Source organism: Saccharopolyspora antimicrobica, from assembly GCF_003635025.1.
Taxonomy (GTDB): Bacteria; Actinomycetota; Actinomycetes; order Mycobacteriales; family Pseudonocardiaceae; genus Saccharopolyspora; species Saccharopolyspora antimicrobica.
In genome coordinates this window covers 4,153,650-4,172,660 of record NZ_RBXX01000002.1, presented here as the reverse complement: position 1 = coordinate 4,172,660, position 19,011 = coordinate 4,153,650, and the positions used below count along the sequence as shown (strand labels likewise).

The following is a 19,011-nucleotide window of genomic DNA, read 5'->3' as shown; positions in this document are numbered from 1 at the left end:
ACTTCGCGTGCGCGCCCCCGCTCCGGTCTTCGGTCAGGCCTGGTGGAACACCAGCAGAACTGCGGCCGCCGCACCGGCGGCGATGATCAGGCTGGTGAAGCCGAACGTCAGCGGGCGGCGGAACCACACCCGCCCGTAGTCCAGCGCCACCCGGCCGGGGCCGGTGAACATCAGGCCCAGGCCCAGCACCAGCAGCGTCGCCTCGAACTCGAAACCGCCGGTGGTGTTGAAGAAACCGGCACCGAGCTTGAGGAAGATCGCGTTGGCCATCACGCCGACGACGCCCGCCGCGGCCAGCGGGGTGAACAGGCCGAGCACCAGCAGCGCACCCGCGCCGAGCTCGGTGGCGCCGGTGACCAGCGAGAGCATGGCGCTCTGCTGGAAGCCCATCTTGGCCAGCGCCTGGGCGAAACCTTCCGGCCCGGGGCCGCCGAGCACGCCGAAGAGCTTCTGCGCGCCGTGCACCAGGAACAGGCCGCCGAGCGACAGCCGCATGATCAGCAGACCGAGGTCGGTGCTCCCGCTCCAGCCGAACGGCTTGCGGGTGCGCCCGAGGTCGTCGTAGTACGCCTCCTCCTCGCGCCCGCCGGGATCCACCAGCGACGTGGCTTCGGCGTCGCTGTAGCCGTCATCGTCGTCGTAGTAGTCGTACTTCGACGAGCCGAGGCTCTGCGTGCTCCGGGCACCTTGCGCGCCCGCCCCTGGCTGTTGGGCGTGCGCACCGTAGCTGCGATCGTCGGGGTAGCCGCCCGCACCGCCGGGGCGATCGTCGTGAGTCCTCACGCCGGACGAGGCTAGGGCATGTTCACCCCACCGTGCGACCCCTTCGGCAAAACCGTCTCGACACGTAACTGCTTCGATACCCCGCCCGGCGCGTGCGGCAGAATGGTCCGATGACGCGGCGGGTGTTCCGTGATTTCGATGTTTCCGCTGGTAGCGGCTTGCGCTTCCGGGAATGGGCGGAAGCCGGTGCGGCCGCGCGTCCGATGCTCCTGCGGTGCCCGGAGCTCGTGGCGGCCTCCGAGCTGCTCCCGGTGGACTCCGCCACGCGAACGATCACCTGGTCACCGCGGCGCACCGGCGCCACCACCCCGCGTGATCACGCGGAGGACGCGATCGCCGCGCTCGACGCGGCCGGAGCCGAAACCGGCGTCGTGGTCGGCTGGTCCGGCGGCACGGTGGTGGCGGTCGAGCTCGCCCGGCGCTTCCCGGACCGGGTGCGCGGTCTGCTGCTGCTGGCCGGCCCGCCGACGCTCGGCACGGACGCCCTGCTGCGCGCCGTCGGAGTGCCGGACGCTGTTCGCCGCCTGCTCGCGCTGGGCGGCTCGGCGTCGCTGCGGCTGCTGGGCGACTTCCTCGAAAGCATCACCGCGAACCTGCCGTACGCCAACGTCCCCGGCCGTCTCCTGCAGAACTCGGGGCTGCTGCGGGAAGATGCCGACGGTTCCGGGCTCGCCGAGGCGATTCGCCTGCTGCTGCAGCACGACTGGCGGTGGCACGCCGAGCTGAGCCTCGCGTGGAGCGCCTCGGCCCGCGCCCGCGCGTCCGGACTGTCCTGTCCGATCACGGTGCTCGCCGGCGAGCACGACGTGCTGGCCGATGTCGGCAGCCTCGCGCACGCGGTCGCCGAACTCCCGCAAGCGCGCGTGCGAAGGCTGCCGACATCGCACTTCCTGCCGTTCGAGGCGCCCGACGCGGTGCGCGAGGAGCTCTCGCTGCTGCTGCACCGGGTGGAGACGGTCGAATGCGCGCGGCTGGGCATCGATCCCCCGCCGCCGGAGATGCCGCGCGTCCGCCTGCCGTTCCCGGAACGCGGCTGAATCAGCGGGTGATGCCCTGCTCGGCCGCCATCTCCCGCAGCACCTTCGGCGCCGCCCACAGGGTCGGCAGCAGCACGAAACCGGCGGGCACCGCGGTGACCACGATGAACGACTGCAGCGCGCTGACCCCGCTGTCGCCTACCGCAATCAGCGCGATCGCCGCGACACTCATCAGCAGGCCCCAGAATGCTCGGGAGAACTTGTTCGGCTCCCCGCTGCTCGTTCCGGCGGTGGCGATGGCCAGCGACATGGAATCGGTGGTGGTGGCCACGAACGTCGTGGTGAGCACCAGCAGCACCACGCCGAGCACGCCGCCCCACGGCAGCTGCTGGGCGACCGACACGAGCGCCGCGGGCAGCCCGGACTCGTCGAGCGGCCCCGACACCGAACCGGGCGTGCGCTGCTCCAGCATGACCCCGGTGCCGCCCAGCACCGTGAACCACAGCGCGGTGGCCACCGGCGCCACCCCGGCGGTGAAGCCGATCAGGTTGCGCGCCGTGCGACCGCGGGAGATCCGCGCGACGAAGATGGCCATCAGCGGCGCGTAGCCGATGAACCAGCCGAAGAAGAACACCGTCCAGCTGCCCAGCCACTCGCCGTTGCCGCGGTACAGCGACATCGGCACGAAGTCCTGCACGTACCGCGCGAAACCGCTCAGGAAGCCGTCCACCACGAACGCCGCCGACCCGAGCACCAGGATCGCCGCCATCGTCGCGACCGCCAGCCACACGTTGAACCGGCTGAGCAGCTGGATGCCCTTGTCCACGCCGGTGATGACGGAGACGACCGCGACCGCGGTCAGGCCCAGGATGATCGCGGCCTGCATCGGGTAGGTGTCCGGCGTGCCGAACATCGTCGACATGCCGTAGGAGACCTGCATGCCCAGGAAGCCGATCGGGCCGACGGTGCCCGCGACCACCGCGATGATGCAGATGACGTCGACGACGGTGCCCAGCCAGTGGCGCTGGATGCGCTCGCCGAAGACCGGGTGCAGCAGGGTGCGCGGCCGCAGCGGCAGTCCCTTCTCGGCGGCGCGCATCATCACGATCGCGCCGAGCGTGCCGAGCACCGCCCAGGCCAGGAAGCCCCAGTGCGAGAAGCTCTGCGCGAGCGCCACCGTGACCGCTTCGGCCGAACCGGGCGCCACGTCGGCGTAGGCGGGCGGCAGGTCGACGTAGTGGTAGACCGGCTCGGCGGAGGCCCAGAACACGCCACCGGCGGCGAGCAGCGTGCACATGATCATGGCCAGCCACTTGAAGGTGCCGAACTCCGGTTCGACGTCACCGCCGAGCCGGACCCGCCCGTAGCGGGAGGCACCGAGCACGACCGCGATCACGAAGGTGGCCAGCAGCAGGACCTGCCAGTACGGGCCGAACCAGGCGGCGCAGGCGGCGAACGCGGTGGACACCGCGTTCCCGGTCGCCTCCGGTGCGACCAGCGCGGTGACGACGAAGGCGGTGAGCAGCCCGCCGCTGAGCGCCGACACCACCAGGTCGGCCCGAGGGCGTCGCTTGTCGGTCTCGGAGATTTCCGCGCTCGTCGAAGTCACGGGATACCAATCTTGTCGGAAGCAGGGCGCCTGAGCAGGCGCGTGCGACTCCGGGCTCGCGGCAGCGGGCGGAACGCGAGGAGATCAGCGCCTGTGCGGATCGGCCGAAGCCGATCGTCTCTGCGGAGGTGGAACCTTCCATCCGGCGCCAACGAACTCGCAGACGCTAGCCCGCCGGTGCGGAACTGGTCAAAACCACCCCGGCCGAGCATGACGAGGAACACGGTGATCGGTCGTGAGTGCGTAACAGTGTTCGAACGCTGTTACGCACTCACGACCGGACGGGCTCACCGAGGGTTCACCGGCGGGCCGTTAGGCTCGGTCGTCGTGGCAGCCCCGAATCGCATGCGCCGAGTCCTGCTGAGCACGACCGTGGTGCTCGGCACACTGCTGGCGGGCTGCGCGCAGTTCCCGGACGAGCACACCAGGCCGTGGGGCGACCCGCCGTCGCTGGAGCCGCAGGCCGGCCCGCAACCGTCCTTCGAGAGCGAAGCGCCACCGCCGCAGACCGGCACCGAACCGGACAAGCCCGCCCAGCCGGTGGGCTGCGAGGACCCCGACCCGGCCGTGGTCGCGACCTGCCTGGACCCGGTCGGTGCCATCGCGGTGCTGCCCGACGGCAGCGCGGCGCTGGTCGGCGAGCGCGCCACCGGACGCGTGCTGCGGGTGGCGCGCGATGCGGAACCCGTTGAGCTGGCGAGGATTCCGGTCGACGCGAGCAGCGGCGGAGGCCTCACCGGGCTGGCGCTGTCCCCGACGTACCACGAGGACGAGCTGTTCTACGCCTACGTCACGACCGGCAGCGACAACCAGGTCGTGCGGGTGGCCGCGGGCGACCGGCCGAAACCGGTGCTGACCGGCATCCCCAAGGGCCCGCGCGGGAACTCCGGCGCACTGCTCGACGACGGCCAGGGCGCGCTGCTGGTCGCCACCGGCAACGCGGGCAGCGCAGGCAACGCCGCCAACCCGCAGTCGCTGGCCGGGAAGCTGCTGCGCATCGACGGCTTCGGCAAACCCGCGCAGGGCAACCCGGACCCGAAGTCACCGGTCGTGGTCTCCGGCCTGACCGACCCGGCCGGGCTCTGCGGCACACCCGCGCTGGGCATGTACTGGGTGACCGACCGCCTGGCCGACAAGGACGCGCTGTTCCGGATGAAGCTCGGCGAACCGCTGGGAGCGCCGTCGTGGACCTGGGCGGACCGCCCGGGCGTCACCGGCTGCGCCGCCGACCCGGCGAACGTGGTGGTGGCGCTGCGCGATGCCGCCGCGCTCTACACCCTGAGCCCGGCGCCGGACGGCACGGTCACCGGCCAGCCGGCGAAGGTGATGGAGAAGACCTACGGCCGCTTCTCGGCGGCGGCCCTCGCCTCCGACGGCCTGATCTGGCTGGGCACCGCGAACAAGGACGGCGGCGCCCCGATCTCCAGCGACGACCGGGTGATCCGCCTCGAGCCCCCGACCGGCGGCACCGCGGGCAAGGACTGATCAGCCCCCGTTCCTGACCAGCCTCCGCTGAAGGACACGCCGTGCAACCACTGATCGAAGGGTGGTGAACCTTCGCGATTTCGGTTGAAATTGGATTCACCCCACCGCAGGCTCCGTCGAAAACGCGACAAATCCAATTTCAATTGAAATCGCTACACCATCCAGGCGACCACCCACCGCTTTGAACCCAAAGCCGGCCCCCGCACCGCCGATGACCAGGACTCCCTGGTATCACCACCGAACCCTTCGGCGGTGATACCGCGCGAACGCCACGAGGCGCAGTGCGGCGAGGCACGGGGCCGGGTCGGGTTCAAAGCGGCAGGTGGCCACCTCAGGTGTATAGCGATTTCAATTGAAATCGGCACCGCTCTCGACGGGACCTCCAGTGCCGCGGCCAGCCGATTTCAACCGAAATCGCAGAGGTTCACCACTTCGCGCAAGGTCACCGGGTCCGCCGCCCGAGGCGGCAGTGGCGGGATCTCGAACTGACAGCGGCATCACCCGCTGAAAGCACGAAGGGCACCTCGCGGCGATCGCTCGCCACGAGGTGCCCTCTGCCGGGAGAACTACTGGCCGCAGGCCGCCAGGACCAGCTCGCGGACCCGCTTCGCGTCCGCCTGGCCCTTGGTCGCCTTCATGACCGCACCGACGATCGCTCCCGCCGCCTGCACCTTGCCACCGCGGATCTTGTCCGCCACGTCCGGCTGGGACGACAGGGCTTCGTCGATCGCCTTCTGCAGGGCCGAGTCGTCGGAGACGACCTCCAGGCCGCGGGCCGCCACGACGTCGTCCGGCTCGCCCTCGCCGGCCAGCACGCCGTCGACCACCTGGCGAGCCAGCTTGTTGGTCAGCTTGCCCTCCGCGACCAGGGCGATCACCCGGGCCACCTGCTTCGGCGTGATGTCCAGGTCGGCCAGCTCGACACCGCGGGTGTTGGCCTGCTGCGCGAGGTAGGAGACCCACCAGGAACGGGCCTCGCCCGGCTGCGCTCCGGCCTCCACCGTCTCGGCGATCAGCTCCAGCGCACCGGCGTTGACCAGGTCGCGCAGCTCCTCGTCGGACAGGCCCCACTGCTCCTTGGCGCGCTTGCGGCGCTCCCACGGCAGCTCCGGCAGTGTCTTGGCCAGCTCCTCGACCCACTCGCGGGACGGCGCGATCGGCACCAGGTCCGGCTCCGGGAAGTAGCGGTAGTCCTCGGAGGTCTCCTTGCGGCGACCCGCCGAGGTGGAGCCGGTGGACTCGTCGAAGTGCCGGGTCTCCTGCAGGATCGAGCCGCCGGAGGCCAGCACCGCGCCGTGCCGCTGCATCTCGAAGCGCACCGCGCGCTCGACGCTGCGCAGCGAGTTGACGTTCTTCGTCTCGGTGCGGGTGCCGAACTCGGTGGTGCCCTTCGGCATCAGCGACACGTTCGCGTCGCAGCGCAGCGAGCCCTGGTCCATCCGCACGTCGGAGACGTCCAGCGCGCGCAGCAGGTCCCGCAGCGCGGTGACGTAGGCGCGGGCGACCTCGGGGGCGCGCTCACCGGCACCGGTGATCGGCTTGGTGACGATCTCGATCAGCGGCACGCCGGCGCGGTTGTAGTCCAGCAGCGAGTGGACGGCGCCGTGGATGCGACCGGTGCTGCCGCCCACGTGCAGCGACTTGCCGGTGTCCTCCTCCATGTGCGCGCGCTCGATCTCGACGCGGAACGTCTCGCCGTCGTCCAGCACCACGTCGAGGTAGCCGTCGTGCACGATCGGCTCGTCGTACTGCGAGGTCTGGAAGTTCTTCGGCATGTCCGGGTAGAAGTAGTTCTTCCGGGCGAACCGGCACCACTCCGCGACCTGGCAGTTCAGCGCCAGGCCGATCCGGATCGCGGCCTCCACGGCCTTGGCGTTGACCACCGGCAGCGCACCCGGCAGGCCCAGGCACACCGGGCACACCTGGGAGTTCGGCTCCGCGCCGAAGGCGTTGGCGCAGCCGCAGAACATCTTCGTGTTCGTGGACAGCTCGACGTGCACCTCGAGGCCGAGCACCGGGTCGAACCGGGCCAGGACCTCGTCGTAGTCCATGATCTCGGCGACGGAGGTCACTTCTCGTCCTCCTCCTCGCGCAGCGCGCGCACGGCCAGCGCGGTGCCGGTGATCAGCCCGGCCGCGGTGATGATCGCGTCCGCCAGCTCCAGCTTGTCCTTCTTCTCCCGCGCCGCGCGGATGCTCGCCCGCAGGCCGAACGCCGCGGACAGCACCGAGGCCAGCTGGAACGCCGCCTTCAACTTCGGGTTCATACCGCCACCTCCAGCTCGGGCACGCGGAGCGCACCGCGCGCGGTCTCGTACGCCGCCCCGACCCGGTAGAGCCGGTCGTCGGCCATCGCCGGGGCCATGATCTGCAGCCCGACCGGCAGACCGTCCTCATCGGACAGTCCGCAGGGGACGCTCATGGCGGCGTTGCCCGCCAGGTTCGACGGGATGGTGCACAGGTCGGCGAGGTACATCGCCATCGGGTCGTCGACCCGCTCGCCGATCTCGAACGCCGTGGTCGGGGTGGTCGGCGAGACCAGCACGTCGACCTGCTCGAAAGCGGCGTCGAAGTCGCGGGTGATCAGCGTCCGCACCTTCTGCGCCTGCCCGTAGTAGGCGTCGTAGTAGCCCGAGGACAGCGCGTAGGTGCCGAGCATGATGCGCCGCTTGACCTCCGGGCCGAAGCCGGCCTCGCGGGTCAGCGACATGACCTCCTCGGCGCTGTGCTCGCCGTCGTCGCCGACGCGCAGGCCGTAGCGCATCGCGTCGAATCGGGCCAGGTTCGAGGAGCACTCGCTCGGCGCGATCAGGTAGTACGCCGACAGCCCGTAGGTGAAGTGCGGGCAGGAGACCTCGACGACCTCCGCGCCCAGCGCGGACAGCTGCTCCACCGCGGCCTCGAACGCGCGCTGCACGCCCGCCTGGTAGCCGTCACCGGAGAACTCGCGCACCACGCCGACGCGCACGCCCTTGAGGTCGCCCGAGGCGCCTGCGCGGGCAGCGGCGACGACCGCGGGCACCGGCTGCGCGATCGAGGTGGAGTCCAGCGGGTCGTGCCCGCCGATCACCTCGTGCAGCAGCGCGGCGTCGAGCACCGTGCGGGCGCACGGTCCCGGCTGGTCCAGCGACGAGGAGAACGCGACCAGGCCGTAGCGGGACACGCCGCCGTAGGTGGGCTTCACGCCGACCGTGCCGGTCACCGCGCCCGGCTGGCGGATGGAGCCGCCGGTGTCGGTGCCGATGGCCAGCGGCGCTTCGAACGCGGCCAGCGACGCCGAGGAACCACCGCCGGAACCACCCGGGATGCGGTTGAGGTCCCACGGGTTGCGGGTCGGGCCGTAGGCGGAGTTCTCGGTCGACGAGCCCATCGCGAACTCGTCCATGTTCGTCTTGCCGAGGATGACCACGCCCGCCTCGCGCAGCCGCTTGGTCACGGTCGCGTCGTACGGCGGAACCCAGCCCTCGAGCATCTTGGAGCCGCAGGTGGTGGGCATGTCGGTGGTGGTGAACACGTCCTTGAGCGCCAGCGGCACGCCGGCCAGCGGCGAGGCCGCCCGGCCCGCGGCGCGGTCCTCGTCGACGCGGCGGGCCGCGGCCAGCGCGCCCTCGGTGTCGACGTGCAGGAACGCGTGCACGGCCGAGTCGACGGCCGCGATCCGGTCCAAGTGCGCCTGCGTCACCTCGACCGACGAGACCTCACCCGCCTCCAGCTTCGCGGCGAGCTCGGACGCGGTCAGCCCGGTCAGGCTGCCGCCAGATGCGGTCGTCATCAGGCCTCCTCGGTGAGAATCCGCGGCACGCGGAACCGGTCCTCTTCAGCGGCGGGCGCGGCAGCGAGCGCCTGCTCGCGCGTCAAACCCGGCCGCACCTCGTCCTCGCGGAAGACGTTGGTCACCGGCACGGCGTGGGACGTCGGCGGGATGTCGTCCGCAGCGACCTCTCCCACCTTGGCCACCGCATCGAGGATCTGGTCCAGCTGGCCGGCGAAGGTGTCGAGCTCGGCCTCGGTGACGGCCAGCCGCGCCAGGCCGGCGAGGTGCGCGACCTCGTCGCGGGAGATCTTGGACACTGCGAAGGCTCCCTGGTCATGTCCGGTTTCACGGGTACCGCCCAGTCTATTGACCAGGCCGCCTGGAACGTTCCTGGGGTTGCGTGCGCGCACGCGACTGCTCGCAGGACAGCGCTCCTGGGAACCTTCGGGAACCGCCGGTCGTTCCACTGCGTGGACGGCGGTGGCACCGCTAGCCATCCGCGTCTGCCACAATTTCAGGGCCAGTTCCTCGTGCGAGGAGCCGCTGGAGTGCGGCCTCGTGCGCTTCGGAGCAGCGCGACCGGCGAGGTGTCGCGCATGAAACTGGAGGCGTTGAGTCCGGTGTCCTTCCTCATCCGGGTGCAGATTCCGGACCGGCCGGGCAATCTCGGCTCGGTGGCGAGCGCGCTCGGCGAGATCGGTGCGGACATCCTCAGCGTCGACGTCGTCGAGCGGGTCGGCGGCGTGGCGATCGACGACCTGGTGGTGGAGCTGCCCTCCGGGCGCCTGCCGGACGTGCTGATCACCGCGGCCGAATCCGTCGAAGGCGTCACTGTCGACGCGGTCCGCCCCTACGCGGGCGTGCTGGACACCCACCGCGAGCTCGAACTGGTCGAGGAGATCGCCGCCGAGCCCGGTCGCGGCCTGCAGATCTTCGCCGAGGGCGTCCCCAAGATCATCCGTTCCGGCTGGGCGATCGTCTTCGGGCACCGCTCGGGCGGCGCGGAGCAGCTGGCGGCGAGCACGTCGGCCCCGCAGGAGGGTTACCTGGAACTGCCGTGGCTGCCGCTGCCGCGCGCGGCGATCCTCGACGGCGACGACACCTGGGTTCCGCAGACCTGGCAGGAGCTGGGCACCGAACTGGCGGCGACGCCCATCGGCAAGCCGGACCGGGTCCTGCTGGCAGGCCGTCCCGGCGGCCCGATGTTCCGAGCGGCGGAACTCGCCCGCCTCGCCCACCTCGCAGGAATCGTCTCCGTCGTCCTCGACGGCTGATCCTCGCGCGCCCGGTCCCGGCGCACCGGTGATGCGATTTCAATGGAAATCTGACGTCGAATTTCCATTGAAATCGCGTCGACCGCGACTCACCACCGGTGTGTCGGGGCCCGGCGCACCGGAACCGAACGCAAGTTCCATTGAAATCAGATGTCTGATTTCGATGGAACTTGCGTTCCCCGGGCGGACGCCGAGATCAGACGTCAAGCCCGAAGGCCAGCAGGCGGACGTCCGGGACCGGGCTCCAGTCGCGGTCCGGGCAGCGCTGGAACCCGAGGCCCCGGTAGAGCCGCTGCGCGGACTCCGAGGTGTCCTTCACGCAGAGCACCACGCGTTCCAGGCCCTGCTCGCGAGCCCGGTCGATCACCGCCTGGACCAGTGCCCGGCCGACGCCGTTGCCCATCGCTTCCGGCGCCACCGCCAGCATGCGGAACTCCAGCTCACCGGGCCGCGAGACCTCCGCGTAGGTGGTGCCGGGGCGGACCACGGTGACGGTGCCGAGCAGCTTGTCACCGGTGAGGGCGACCAGCAGCTCGGCCTTCTCCGCGCGGTCCGCCGCGTCGCGCAGCACCGATGCGTAATCAACGTCGGCGGGCAAGGCGGCCGCCTCGGTGTAGGCCCGGACGGCGATCTCGCCGATCGCCGCGTACTCCTCCGGCCGGGCCACTCGGATCGTCGTCATACCGCCGATCCTGCCCGGCCGCACCGACAGCGGCCGGTCATTCCTCCTCGGCGGGCAGCGCGACCGCTTCCGCCGCCTCCGGGCCGTCGTCGAGCAGCACCCGGAACCCGTTCTCGTCCAGCACCGGCACCTTGAGCTGCATCGCCTTGTCGTACTTCGACCCCGGCGAGTCGCCGACCACCACGAACGCCGTCTTCTTCGACACCGATCCCGCCGCGCGACCGCCGCGCGCCATGATCAGCTCCTTGGCCTCGTCCCGGGAGAAGGTCTGCAGGGTGCCGGTGACCACGATGGACAGGCCCTCGAGGGTGCGCGGGATCGACTCGTCGCGCTCGTCGGCCATCCGCACCCCGGCGGCCCGCCACTTGCGCACGATCTCCTGGTGCCAGTCCACCGCGAACCACTCGCGCACCGCGGTGGCGATGGTCGGGCCGACCCCGTCGGAGGCCGCCAGCTCCTCCTCGGAGGCGGCCTCGATCCGGTCCAGCGAACCGAACTCGCGGGCCAGCGCTTGCGCCGCCGTCGGGCCGACGTGCCGGATGGACAACGCCACCAGCACCCGCCACAGCGGCTTCTCCTTGGCCACGTCCAGGTTGGCCAGCAGCTTGGCGCCGTTGGCCGAGAGGTTGCCCTCCTTGGTGGTGAACAGCGGGGTCTTGAGCAACTTCGCCTCGTCGAGGTCGAAGATGTCGCCCTCGTCGTCGATCACCCCGGCGCTCAGCAGCGCGCCCGCGGCCTCGAAGCCGAGCGCGTCGATGTCCAGCACCTTGCGGCTGGCCAGGTAGAACAGCCGCTCGCGCTGCTGCCCGGGGCAGCCCTGGGCGTTCGGGCAGCGCAGGTCGACGTCGCCCTCCTTCTGCTGCGCCAGCGGCCAGCCGCACTCCGGGCAGGTCGCGGGCATGACGAACTCGCGCTCGTCGCCGGTGCGCACGTCGACCACCGGGCCGAGCACCTCGGGGATCACGTCGCCCGCCTTGCGGATGACGACGCGGTCGCCGATCAGCACGCCCTTGCGGCGCACCTCGTCGGCGTTGTGCAGGGTCGCCATCGACACCGTGGAACCGGCGACCTTCACCGGCTCCATCACCGCGAACGGCGTGACGCGGCCGGTGCGGCCGACGTTGACCTGGATGTCCAGCAGCTTCGTGGTGGCCTGCTCCGGCGGGTACTTGTAGGCGATCGCCCAGCGCGGCGCGCGGGAGGTGGTGCCGAGGCGGCGCTGCAGCGGCACCTCGTCGACCTTGATCACGATGCCGTCGATCTCGTGCTCGGCGGAGTCGCGGTGCTTGCCCCAGTAGTCGATGTGCTTGCTCAGCTCGTCCACAGTGGACAGCACCACGGTGTGGCGGGACACCGGCAGCCCCCACGCCTTGAGCGCCGCGTAGGACTCGGACTGCCGCTGCGGCTCGAAGCCGTCGCGCTTGCCCAGGCCGTGGCAGATCATCCGCAGCGGCCGGGAGCGGCTCACCCGCGGGTCCTTCTGCCGCAGCGAACCGGCCGCGGCGTTGCGCGGGTTGGCGAACGGCGGCTTGCCGGCCTCCACCAGCCCGGCGTTGAGCTCGGCGAACTCGTCGACGCGGAAGAACACCTCGCCGCGCACCTCGACCAGCGCGGGCACCGGGTACTCGTCGGAGCCGGTGAGCTGCTCGGGCACGTCGGCCATGGTGCGCACGTTGAGCGTGACGTCCTCGCCGGTGCGGCCGTCGCCGCGGGTCAGCGCCCGCTCCAGCCGGCCGTCCCGGTAGAGCAGGTTGATCGCCAGGCCGTCGATCTTCAGCTCGCACAGGTAGTGCGCGTCGCCGCCGATCTCGCGCTCCACCCGCTCGACCCAGGTCTGCAGCTCCTCGGCGCTGAACGCGTTGTCCAGGCTCAGCATCCGCTCCAGGTGCGCGACCGGGGTGAACTCGGTGGAGAAGGTGCCGCCGACGACCTGCGTCGGCGAGTCCGGTGCCTGCAGGGCGGGGTGCTCGGACTCCAGCCGCTGGAGCTGCGCGAACAGCTCGTCGAACTCGCCGTCGGAGATCGTCGGCGAGTCGAGCACGTAGTAGCGGAACTGGTGGCCGCGGACCTCCTCGGCGAGTTCCGCGTAGCGCTCGCGCACGTCGGCGGGAACGTCCTCGACGCCCTCGGCCGCCCGGTCGGCGGCGGGGTCGGTCGGCACGTTCGCCTCAGCGCCGTTGTCCGGGTTGCGGTCGTCCACGTCCTTGCTGGTCACGCCCCGAGACTAGCGAGCGACCCCGACAACGGCACGCAGCGCCTCGCCGACCGCCGCACCGGAGCCGCGGTCGATTTCGCGCGAAGTCGACGCGGTCCCGGAGGTGATCAGGACTCCGGGGTGGTGGTGCGGTCCAGGTCGCGGACCAGCTCGCGGAGCTCCAGCAGGCCGATCGCGCCCTCCGGTTCCTGCTCCGCGGTCTCCACGCGGCCCAGCCGGTCGGCTGCCAGGCGCTCGCCGAGGGTCGCGTCCAGCGGCAGGAAGGTCAGCGCCTGCCGCGCCTTGTCCTCCAAGGCCTGGAAGCCGGGGTGGTAGACGGCCACGTCGACCACGCCTTCGGCCTCGTCGACCTGCGCGGCCACCCGCACCTCGCCGAGCGGGTACTTCTCGCCGCGGAGGTTCACCGTGACCCCGGTGGGGTCCGGCACCGGGGGCACCGAGTCGTGGTACTCCCACAGCGTGTCCTGCGGCGGGGCCGCGGCGATCCAGGCGTCGGTGTAGGGCCGCAGCTCGGGATCGGCCTGGCCGCTGAGCACCAGCGCGTACACGGCCTTCTCGCCGTGCTCGATGGCGAAGGTCAGGTTCGGGTGCACCGAGGCGACCATGTCGGCCACCAGGTTCTCGACGCGCTGCGGCTCGCTGTCGCCGAGCGCGGAGGCCAGCTCGGGCAGCAGGTCGTCCCACCGCTGCCAGAACTCCTCGGCGCGAGCGGCCGCCTCGGCGGGCACGTCGACCGGTTCGGCTGCGGTCTTTTCAGCGGCGCGGCGGCGGAGGAACCTGAACATGCTCCCCATTGTGCCGGTCGCGCCGTCCGGCCCGGGGCCGAACGGGCGGACTCACCCCGCCAGTTCGGCGGCGACGATGCCCGCCAGCTCGCCGATCTCCAGGCCACGCACCTGCCGCGCCGCGCCCAGGACCCCGGTCAGCGCGGTCAGCGGGTCACCGTGGGTGGCCAGCCGCACGGCCTCGGCGGCCCGCAGGTGCGCGCGGATCTTGCTGCACGGCCGGCTGTGAACGCTCTGCCAGGACAGCTCCCGCACGGCGGCGGCGAGCTCACCGTGGTCGACCGGGGCCCCGGTGCTCAGAGAGCACGTGGTGCGGCGCAGCACGGGGTGGTCGACGCAGTCGGCGGTGACGATGACCTGCCGGGCGACGGCTGCCGCGGCCTGTCGAAGCGGCTGGTCACCGGCCGAGCGCAGCGCGGAGATCAGCTCCGCCGGGTAACCGGCGACGTGCTCCAGCGGATCGGCCACCGCGACCAGGTCGTCCGGCCACGGCGCGACGGGGAAGGTCCGCAGCCGTCCGGCCAGCCAGCCCGGGCTCGGCGGCAACCCGGTGATCCGCCCGGCCAGCGCGAGCATCAGCGCCACCGGATCGGCCTGCGACCACGGAAGATCAACGCGCAGCTGTTCCAGCGCGTCGGGATCGGCGCCCTCCCGGATCTCCGGCAGCACCGCCTCGAACGCGGTGCTCAGCTGCCCGCGAACGGCGTGCGAGAAGCGGGTCAGCCCGCTGCCGTCCCAGAACACCGAGACGGCCTCGGTCTCCGCGACCCGCCGCAGCACCTCGGGCCGCCGTCCCTGCTGGCCGCTGTCCTCCAAGACCAGCACCCAGTCGCCGAGCTGCTTGAGCGCGATCATCGGGTGCTTCTCCTGGTTGGCGAAGGCCTCCTCGCAGAACTCGTCGACGTCGAGCTCCCGCTCGCACGCGACGATCGCCCCGAACGCCTCGGCCACCTGGCCGAGATTGCCACCGCGCACGAAAGTAAGGCACGCCGCTTCCTGGATGATGCTGCGCCGAACCCACCCGGCGCGCTCGATCTCGCTGACGCAGTAGCTGCCCACGACCACCTTCCTACCAGCGTACGAAGGCCCTCACCGCCAAATCGGAAAAAGACTCGGCAACTCCGACCACCCGATCAGCCGCGCAAGTCCACAGAGGACTCCCCAGGCGGCCCCAGTTGCGCCACTTGGATCAAGTCGATGGTCGAACCCGGGGCGACGGGCCGTCCCGCACGGCGTCGGCGAGAAAATCCTCGACCGCTCCGTCGTGCGGGACGTCAACGCGGGAACGATGCGATTCCGGCCGCTCAGTCCTTCGGATTCCTACTGCGCGGCTTCGTCTGCGAAGAGCTTTGCCAGGTCTCGGGTGAGGTTGATCGCGCGGCGGGACCATGCCGGGGTTGCGGCGGCGAGGCCGCAGGTCGGGGTTGGGACGCTTCGCTCGGCGAGGGCCTTGCGGGCGAAGCCGAGGCGGGAGGCCAGGTCGAACGCGGGCTGCGCGAGAGCGCGCAGTGCGTCGTGCGCCGGTTGGGTGCTGGGGACCAGGCCGAGGAACAGCGTGGTTCCTTCTTCCCAGGCCTCGCCGAGTTCGTCGGCCAGTTCGCCGGAGACGTCGCCGAGGCCGGTCGCATCCAGCGCGATCGCTCCCGCGCCGGCGCGGCGCAGCAGCGCCACCGGTGGGCGACGGGCGCAGCAGTGCACGATGACCGGCGATTCCGTTGCCTCGCCGAGCTCTTCGATCACCTCGCCGAGCAGGCTCTGCACTTCGGGCGCCGGAACAGCGGGAACCTTGCCGTAGCCGGACGGCGTGGGCAGGGCGCCCGCCAGCACCATGGGAAGCATCGGCTCGTCCAGCTGCACCACGACGCGGCTACCGGTCCGGGCGGCGACCTGCGCCACGTGCTCGCGCAATCCCTCGGTCAGCGACTCCGTGAAGTCGCGCAGCGCGCCGTGGTCGGTGAGCACCCGGTGCCCGCGGTGCAACTCAATGCCCGCTGCGAGCGTCCACGGGCCCGCGGCCTGCACCTTCACCGCGCGCGGGGCGCCCTTCTCGGCGACCGCCTGCTCCATCGCGTCCAGGTCCCAGCGCAGCAGGTCGACGGCGCGCTGCTGATCGCGGCCCGGGCGACCGGCGACCCGGTATCCGGAGGGCACCACCTCGACCGCCAGATCGACCAGCAGGCCCGCGGTGCGGCCCAGGATGTCGGCGCCGACCCCGCGGCCCGGCAGTTCCGGGAACGGCGCCAGGTCGGGCAGTTCCCCGACCACGGTGCGCGCGGTCTCCACCGGATCCGTGCCGGGCATCGACCCGATGGCGGTGGCGATCCCCGGACCCCAAGCTGCGTCAGTCACCCCGCCATTATCGACAGCCCGTGCCCGCCCGCCCGACCGGGCGGCCCGCTGCCGCGGCGAGGCCTCATGGCGCGGCGTTTTCGCCCTCCTGGGCTCCGTTTCTGCTGGTGGTAGCCCGTGAGTACTTTGGGGTGCTATAGCCTCACAAACCACTCACGGGCTCTGACCAGTGGAAACGGAGCCTCAGCCGGCGAGCTGGTCGCGGAGGACGCGCTTGAGGAGCTTGCCGGAGCTGTTGCGCGGCAGGTCGTCGAGGAAGTGGATCTCCTTGGGCACCTTGAACCCGGCCAGTCGGCCGCGGGCGTGCTCGACCAGTTCCGCCTCGGTCACCTCGGCCTTGGCGACCACCACCGCGGCGATCCGCTCGATCCACTTCGGATCGGGCACCGCGACCACCGCCACCTCGGCCACCGCCGGGTGGGCGTAGAGCACGTCCTCCACCTCGCGGGAGGCGACCAGCACCCCGCCGGTGTTGATCACGTCCTTGATCCGGTCCACCACGAAGACGTACCCGGCCTCGTCGCGGCGCACCAGGTCGCCGGAGTGGAACCAGCCGCCGCGGAACGCCTCGGCGGTCTCCGCGGGCTTGTTCCAGTACCCGGTGCACAGCTGCGGCGACCGGTAGACGATCTCGCCGGACTCCCCCGGCGCCACCTCCGCGCCCTGCTCGTCGACGACCTTGGCCTCCACGAACAGTACCGGCCGCCCGGCGGAGTCCGGCCGTTCGTCGTGCTCCTCCGGGCGCAGCACGGTTGCCAGCGGCGCGATCTCGGACTGCCCGAAGCAGTTGTAGAAGCCGAGCTCTGGCAGCCGCTCGCGCAACCGCTGCAGCACCGGCCCGGGCATGATCGAGGCGCCGTAGTAGGCCTTGCGCAGCGATTTCAGGTCGCGCTCGGCGAAATCGGCGTGGTTGGCCAGCGCGACCCAGACGGTCGGCGCGGCGAAGAACGAACCGATCCGCTCGTCTTCGATCCGCCGGAGCACCTCGCCCGGTTCCAGCACCTCCAGCAGCCGGTTGGTGGCCCCGATCATCAGGTTCGGCAGCAGGAACACGTGCATCTGCGCGGAGTGGTACAGCGGCATCACGTGCAGCGGCTGGTCGTCCTCGGCGAAGTCCAGCGCCGCCAGGCAGGACAGGTACTCGTGCAGCAGCGCGCGGTGCGTCATCATCGCGCCCTTGGGCAGCGACGTCGTGCCCGAGGTGTAGAGCAGCTGCACCAGGTCGTCGTCGGAGACCTCCACGTCGAGTTCGGGAACGGGCCCTGCGACGCATCGCGCCAGCAGCGAATCCTCGTCGCCGCGCAGCGGGATCACCTGCCGCACCGGGGTTTCGGCCCGGACCCGGTCGAGTTCGCCCGCCAGCGAGGGGTCGACCAGCGCGATGCTGCTCTCCGATTGCGCCAGCAGGTAGGCGAGCTCACCGGAGGTCAGGTTGTAGTTGATCGGCACGTGCACCAGCCCCGCCCGCGCGCAGGCGAGGAAGCCGATCAGGTAGGCGTCGGAGTTCTTGCCGTAGGCCGCGATCCGGTCGCCCTTGCCGGCGCCCGCGGCCAGCAGCAGTCCTGCGGCGCGGCTGACCGCGTCGTCGAGCTCGGCGTAGGTCCACTCCGCCTCCCGCCCGGCGCCGTCGACGAACCGGAGCGCGACCCGGTCCGGAACCCGTGCGGCGCTGCGCCGCAGGACATCGGCAACGGTGCTGGCGCGAAGATCGGACATGGGGCCTCCATTCCGCGGGTGGTCCCAGACACTAACCGCGCAACGCGCCTGCTTTCCAGAACTCGCGCAGCGCCGCGTTGACGACGTCCGCGCGCTGGCTGTGCGGCCAGTGCGAAGCGCCGTCGACCCGCAGCAGATCCGCACCGATGCGTTCGGCGGTGACCGCAGCGCACTGCATGATCGGCTCTCCGCCGTGCTCCCGGTACGCCTGCGGCGCGTTCTCCCAGGTACCGGTGATCACCAGCTTCGGGAACGCGCCGAGCCGGTCGAGCGGGATCTGCGCTTCCCAGGCCGGGAACTCGTTCAGCGCGGTCCGCGTGGCGCGGGCGAGTTCCGGGGTCGGCTCGGGCGCTTCGAAGCCGACCGACTCGAAGTTCAGGCGCACCAGATCCGCGTCGGAAAGATCCGGCGGCACCGACGCAACTGCCGCGCGGTTGCGTTCCAAAGCGGCAGCGACCAGCGGTGCGTCAGCGGCGACCTGAAAGCACGCGGGCTCGATCAACGTCAACGACAGCACCGAATCCGGAGCGCGCGTAGCCGCGAGCAGCGCGACCACACCGCCCGAGGAGTGCCCGACCAGGTGCGCACCGCCGTCGAGCAGCTCGGCGATGTCCTCGGCATCCTGCGCGTAGTCGCTGCGCTCGACGTCCGGACTGCCGCCGTAGCCGCGCCGGTCCGGCAGCACGATCCGGAAGTCCTCGGCGAGCGGGAGCTGCGCGCCGAAGCCGAACGCGTCGTGCGTCGCCCAAGAACCCGAGCCGTGCACGAACACCGCGCGCTCGCCGCTTCCCCGCTCAGTCACGTGAATGGCTGTCATGCGGTGATCATGTCGTCACCGCTCGCGACGCGGCAAGCTCAGCTGCGCAGCGCGGCGATCGCCGCCGCGAGCGCCGCGTCGCGGAAGTTCTCCGGTGGTCCCTCGGTGAGCGCGCAGTCCTGCAGCCCGCCGATCGCCACCGTCGCCTTGGCGATCTGCGCCGGCGTGGCGTCCTCGCCCACCAGCATCTGGTAGGTCCGGTCGCGCCAGTCCAGCATCTGCGCCATCAGGTCGAGCTGCGCCAGCGACGCGATGTCCCGGAACACCATCACGTACACCTGCCGGTGGCGCAGCACCACGTCGAAGTAGTCGGCGAGGAACTGCTCAGCGGTGCTCCCCCCGCTCTCCGCCAGCAGCGCCTCGACCTCGTCGACCAGCGGCTGCACGATGCCGCGCACCAGGTCCGCCTTGGACGCGAAGTGGTAGTACAGCGCGGCTTTGGTGATGCCGAGCCGCTCGGCCACCTCGCGCAGGCTGGTCTTCTCGAACCCCTGGCGGGCGAACAGCTCGGCGGCGACCGCGCGGATCTCCGCGCTGGTGTCGACCCGTGTCCTCGGCATCGGCGT

General features: G+C 71.4%; 17 protein-coding genes. 3 read left to right on the top strand and 14 right to left on the bottom strand.

The features are described from left to right. Positions 1 to 33 precede the first annotated feature (33 nt). On the bottom strand, positions 34 to 783 hold the full coding sequence (locus ATL45_RS20365; protein WP_093146725.1) for a DoxX family protein: 750 nt from the start codon (positions 781 to 783) through the stop codon (positions 34 to 36). 110 nt (positions 784 to 893) lie between these two features. Between ATL45_RS20365 and ATL45_RS20360 the strand changes: the two genes are divergently transcribed. Continuing rightward, positions 894 to 1,820, top strand: a complete 927-nt coding sequence (locus ATL45_RS20360) for an alpha/beta fold hydrolase (RefSeq protein WP_093146726.1) — start codon at positions 894 to 896, stop codon at positions 1,818 to 1,820. Position 1,821: 1 nt separating this feature from the next. Here the strand turns inward: ATL45_RS20360 and ATL45_RS20355 are convergent, their stop codons facing one another. Then, complete coding sequence (locus tag ATL45_RS20355; RefSeq protein WP_246025452.1) at positions 1,822 to 3,369, bottom strand: BCCT family transporter; 1,548 nt, start codon at positions 3,367 to 3,369, stop codon at positions 1,822 to 1,824. Between the two features lie 327 nt (positions 3,370 to 3,696). On the opposite strand from ATL45_RS20355, the gene ATL45_RS20350 reads away from it, so the two are divergent. Next, positions 3,697 to 4,854: a PQQ-dependent sugar dehydrogenase gene (locus tag ATL45_RS20350; protein WP_246025451.1), complete on the top strand. Its 1,158-nt coding sequence runs from the start codon at positions 3,697 to 3,699 to the stop codon at positions 4,852 to 4,854. Positions 4,855 to 5,420: 566 nt separating this feature from the next. Here the strand turns inward: ATL45_RS20350 and gatB are convergent. From gatB to gatC, 4 genes are read right to left on the bottom strand one after another with little or no spacing between them, the layout of a single operon-like run. Beyond that, on the bottom strand, positions 5,421 to 6,926 hold the full coding sequence (gene gatB / locus ATL45_RS20345; RefSeq protein ID WP_093146728.1) for an Asp-tRNA(Asn)/Glu-tRNA(Gln) amidotransferase subunit GatB: 1,506 nt from the start codon (positions 6,924 to 6,926) through the stop codon (positions 5,421 to 5,423). Then, positions 6,923 to 7,120, bottom strand: coding sequence for a hypothetical protein (locus ATL45_RS20340; protein WP_093146729.1), 198 nt, complete (start codon positions 7,118 to 7,120; stop codon positions 6,923 to 6,925). Before ATL45_RS20340 ends, gatB begins: the two co-directional genes overlap by 4 nt. Next, positions 7,117 to 8,625, bottom strand: a complete 1,509-nt coding sequence (gene gatA / locus ATL45_RS20335; RefSeq protein WP_093146730.1) for an Asp-tRNA(Asn)/Glu-tRNA(Gln) amidotransferase subunit GatA — start codon at positions 8,623 to 8,625, stop codon at positions 7,117 to 7,119. Before gatA ends, ATL45_RS20340 begins: the two co-directional genes overlap by 4 nt. Continuing rightward, positions 8,625 to 8,924 carry an Asp-tRNA(Asn)/Glu-tRNA(Gln) amidotransferase subunit GatC gene (gene gatC, locus ATL45_RS20330; RefSeq protein WP_093146731.1) on the bottom strand — a complete coding sequence of 100 codons (300 nt, stop codon included), beginning with the start codon at positions 8,922 to 8,924 and terminating at the stop codon, positions 8,625 to 8,627. Before gatC ends, gatA begins: the two co-directional genes overlap by 1 nt. Positions 8,925 to 9,227: 303 nt before the next feature. Here gatC and ATL45_RS20325 point away from each other — a divergent pair, with 303 nt between their 5' ends. Beyond that, positions 9,228 to 9,881 carry an ACT domain-containing protein gene (locus ATL45_RS20325; RefSeq protein ID WP_170210517.1) on the top strand — a complete coding sequence of 218 codons (654 nt, stop codon included), beginning with the start codon at positions 9,228 to 9,230 and terminating at the stop codon, positions 9,879 to 9,881. Positions 9,882 to 10,077: 196 nt separating this feature from the next. Here the strand turns inward: ATL45_RS20325 and ATL45_RS20320 are convergent, their stop codons facing one another. The 8 genes from ATL45_RS20320 to ATL45_RS20285 form a co-directional block, all read right to left on the bottom strand. Beyond that, positions 10,078 to 10,563 carry a GNAT family N-acetyltransferase gene (locus ATL45_RS20320; protein ID WP_093146733.1) on the bottom strand — a complete coding sequence of 162 codons (486 nt, stop codon included), beginning with the start codon at positions 10,561 to 10,563 and terminating at the stop codon, positions 10,078 to 10,080. A gap of 37 nt (positions 10,564 to 10,600) precedes the next feature. Continuing rightward, positions 10,601 to 12,778: an NAD-dependent DNA ligase LigA gene (gene ligA, locus ATL45_RS20315; RefSeq protein ID WP_170210287.1), complete on the bottom strand. Its 2,178-nt coding sequence runs from the start codon at positions 12,776 to 12,778 to the stop codon at positions 10,601 to 10,603. Positions 12,779 to 12,885: 107 nt separating this feature from the next. Beyond that, entirely contained in the window at positions 12,886 to 13,563 is a 678-nt protein-coding gene (locus ATL45_RS20310; protein WP_093146734.1) for a hypothetical protein, read from the bottom strand. Between the two features lie 51 nt (positions 13,564 to 13,614). Next, positions 13,615 to 14,622 (bottom strand): DUF6461 domain-containing protein, encoded by a 1,008-nt coding sequence (locus ATL45_RS20305; protein ID WP_093146735.1) that lies wholly within the window; start codon positions 14,620 to 14,622, stop codon positions 13,615 to 13,617. Between the two features lie 261 nt (positions 14,623 to 14,883). Next, positions 14,884 to 15,912, bottom strand: coding sequence for a methionine synthase (locus ATL45_RS20300; protein WP_093146736.1), 1,029 nt, complete (start codon positions 15,910 to 15,912; stop codon positions 14,884 to 14,886). 183 nt (positions 15,913 to 16,095) lie between these two features. Continuing rightward, a complete protein-coding gene (locus ATL45_RS20295; protein WP_093146737.1) occupies positions 16,096 to 17,628 on the bottom strand; it encodes a fatty acyl-CoA synthetase in 1,533 nt (510 codons plus the stop codon). 31 nt (positions 17,629 to 17,659) lie between these two features. After that, positions 17,660 to 18,445 (bottom strand): alpha/beta fold hydrolase, encoded by a 786-nt coding sequence (locus ATL45_RS20290; protein ID WP_093146738.1) that lies wholly within the window; start codon positions 18,443 to 18,445, stop codon positions 17,660 to 17,662. 38 nt (positions 18,446 to 18,483) lie between these two features. After that, positions 18,484 to 19,005: a TetR/AcrR family transcriptional regulator gene (locus ATL45_RS20285; protein ID WP_093146739.1), complete on the bottom strand. Its 522-nt coding sequence runs from the start codon at positions 19,003 to 19,005 to the stop codon at positions 18,484 to 18,486. Positions 19,006 to 19,011 lie beyond the last annotated feature (6 nt).

Bases quoted from the DNA above. Each gene is read 5' to 3' on its own strand.
- ATL45_RS20360 (WP_093146726.1), top strand. From the start codon at position 894: ATGACGCGGCGGGTGTTCCGTGATTTCGATGTTTCCGCTGGTAGCGGC.
- ATL45_RS20340 (WP_093146729.1), bottom strand. From the start codon at position 7,120: ATGAACCCGAAGTTGAAGGCGGCGTTCCAGCTGGCCTCGGTGCTGTCC.
- gatA (WP_093146730.1), bottom strand. From the start codon at position 8,625: ATGACGACCGCATCTGGCGGCAGCCTGACCGGGCTGACCGCGTCCGAG.
- ATL45_RS20320 (WP_093146733.1), bottom strand. From the start codon at position 10,563: ATGACGACGATCCGAGTGGCCCGGCCGGAGGAGTACGCGGCGATCGGC.
- ATL45_RS20310 (WP_093146734.1), bottom strand. From the start codon at position 13,563: ATGTTCAGGTTCCTCCGCCGCCGCGCCGCTGAAAAGACCGCAGCCGAA.
- ATL45_RS20295 (WP_093146737.1), bottom strand. From the start codon at position 17,628: ATGTCCGATCTTCGCGCCAGCACCGTTGCCGATGTCCTGCGGCGCAGC.
- ATL45_RS20290 (WP_093146738.1), bottom strand. From the start codon at position 18,445: ATGACAGCCATTCACGTGACTGAGCGGGGAAGCGGCGAGCGCGCGGTG.
- ATL45_RS20285 (WP_093146739.1), bottom strand. From the start codon at position 19,005: ATGCCGAGGACACGGGTCGACACCAGCGCGGAGATCCGCGCGGTCGCC.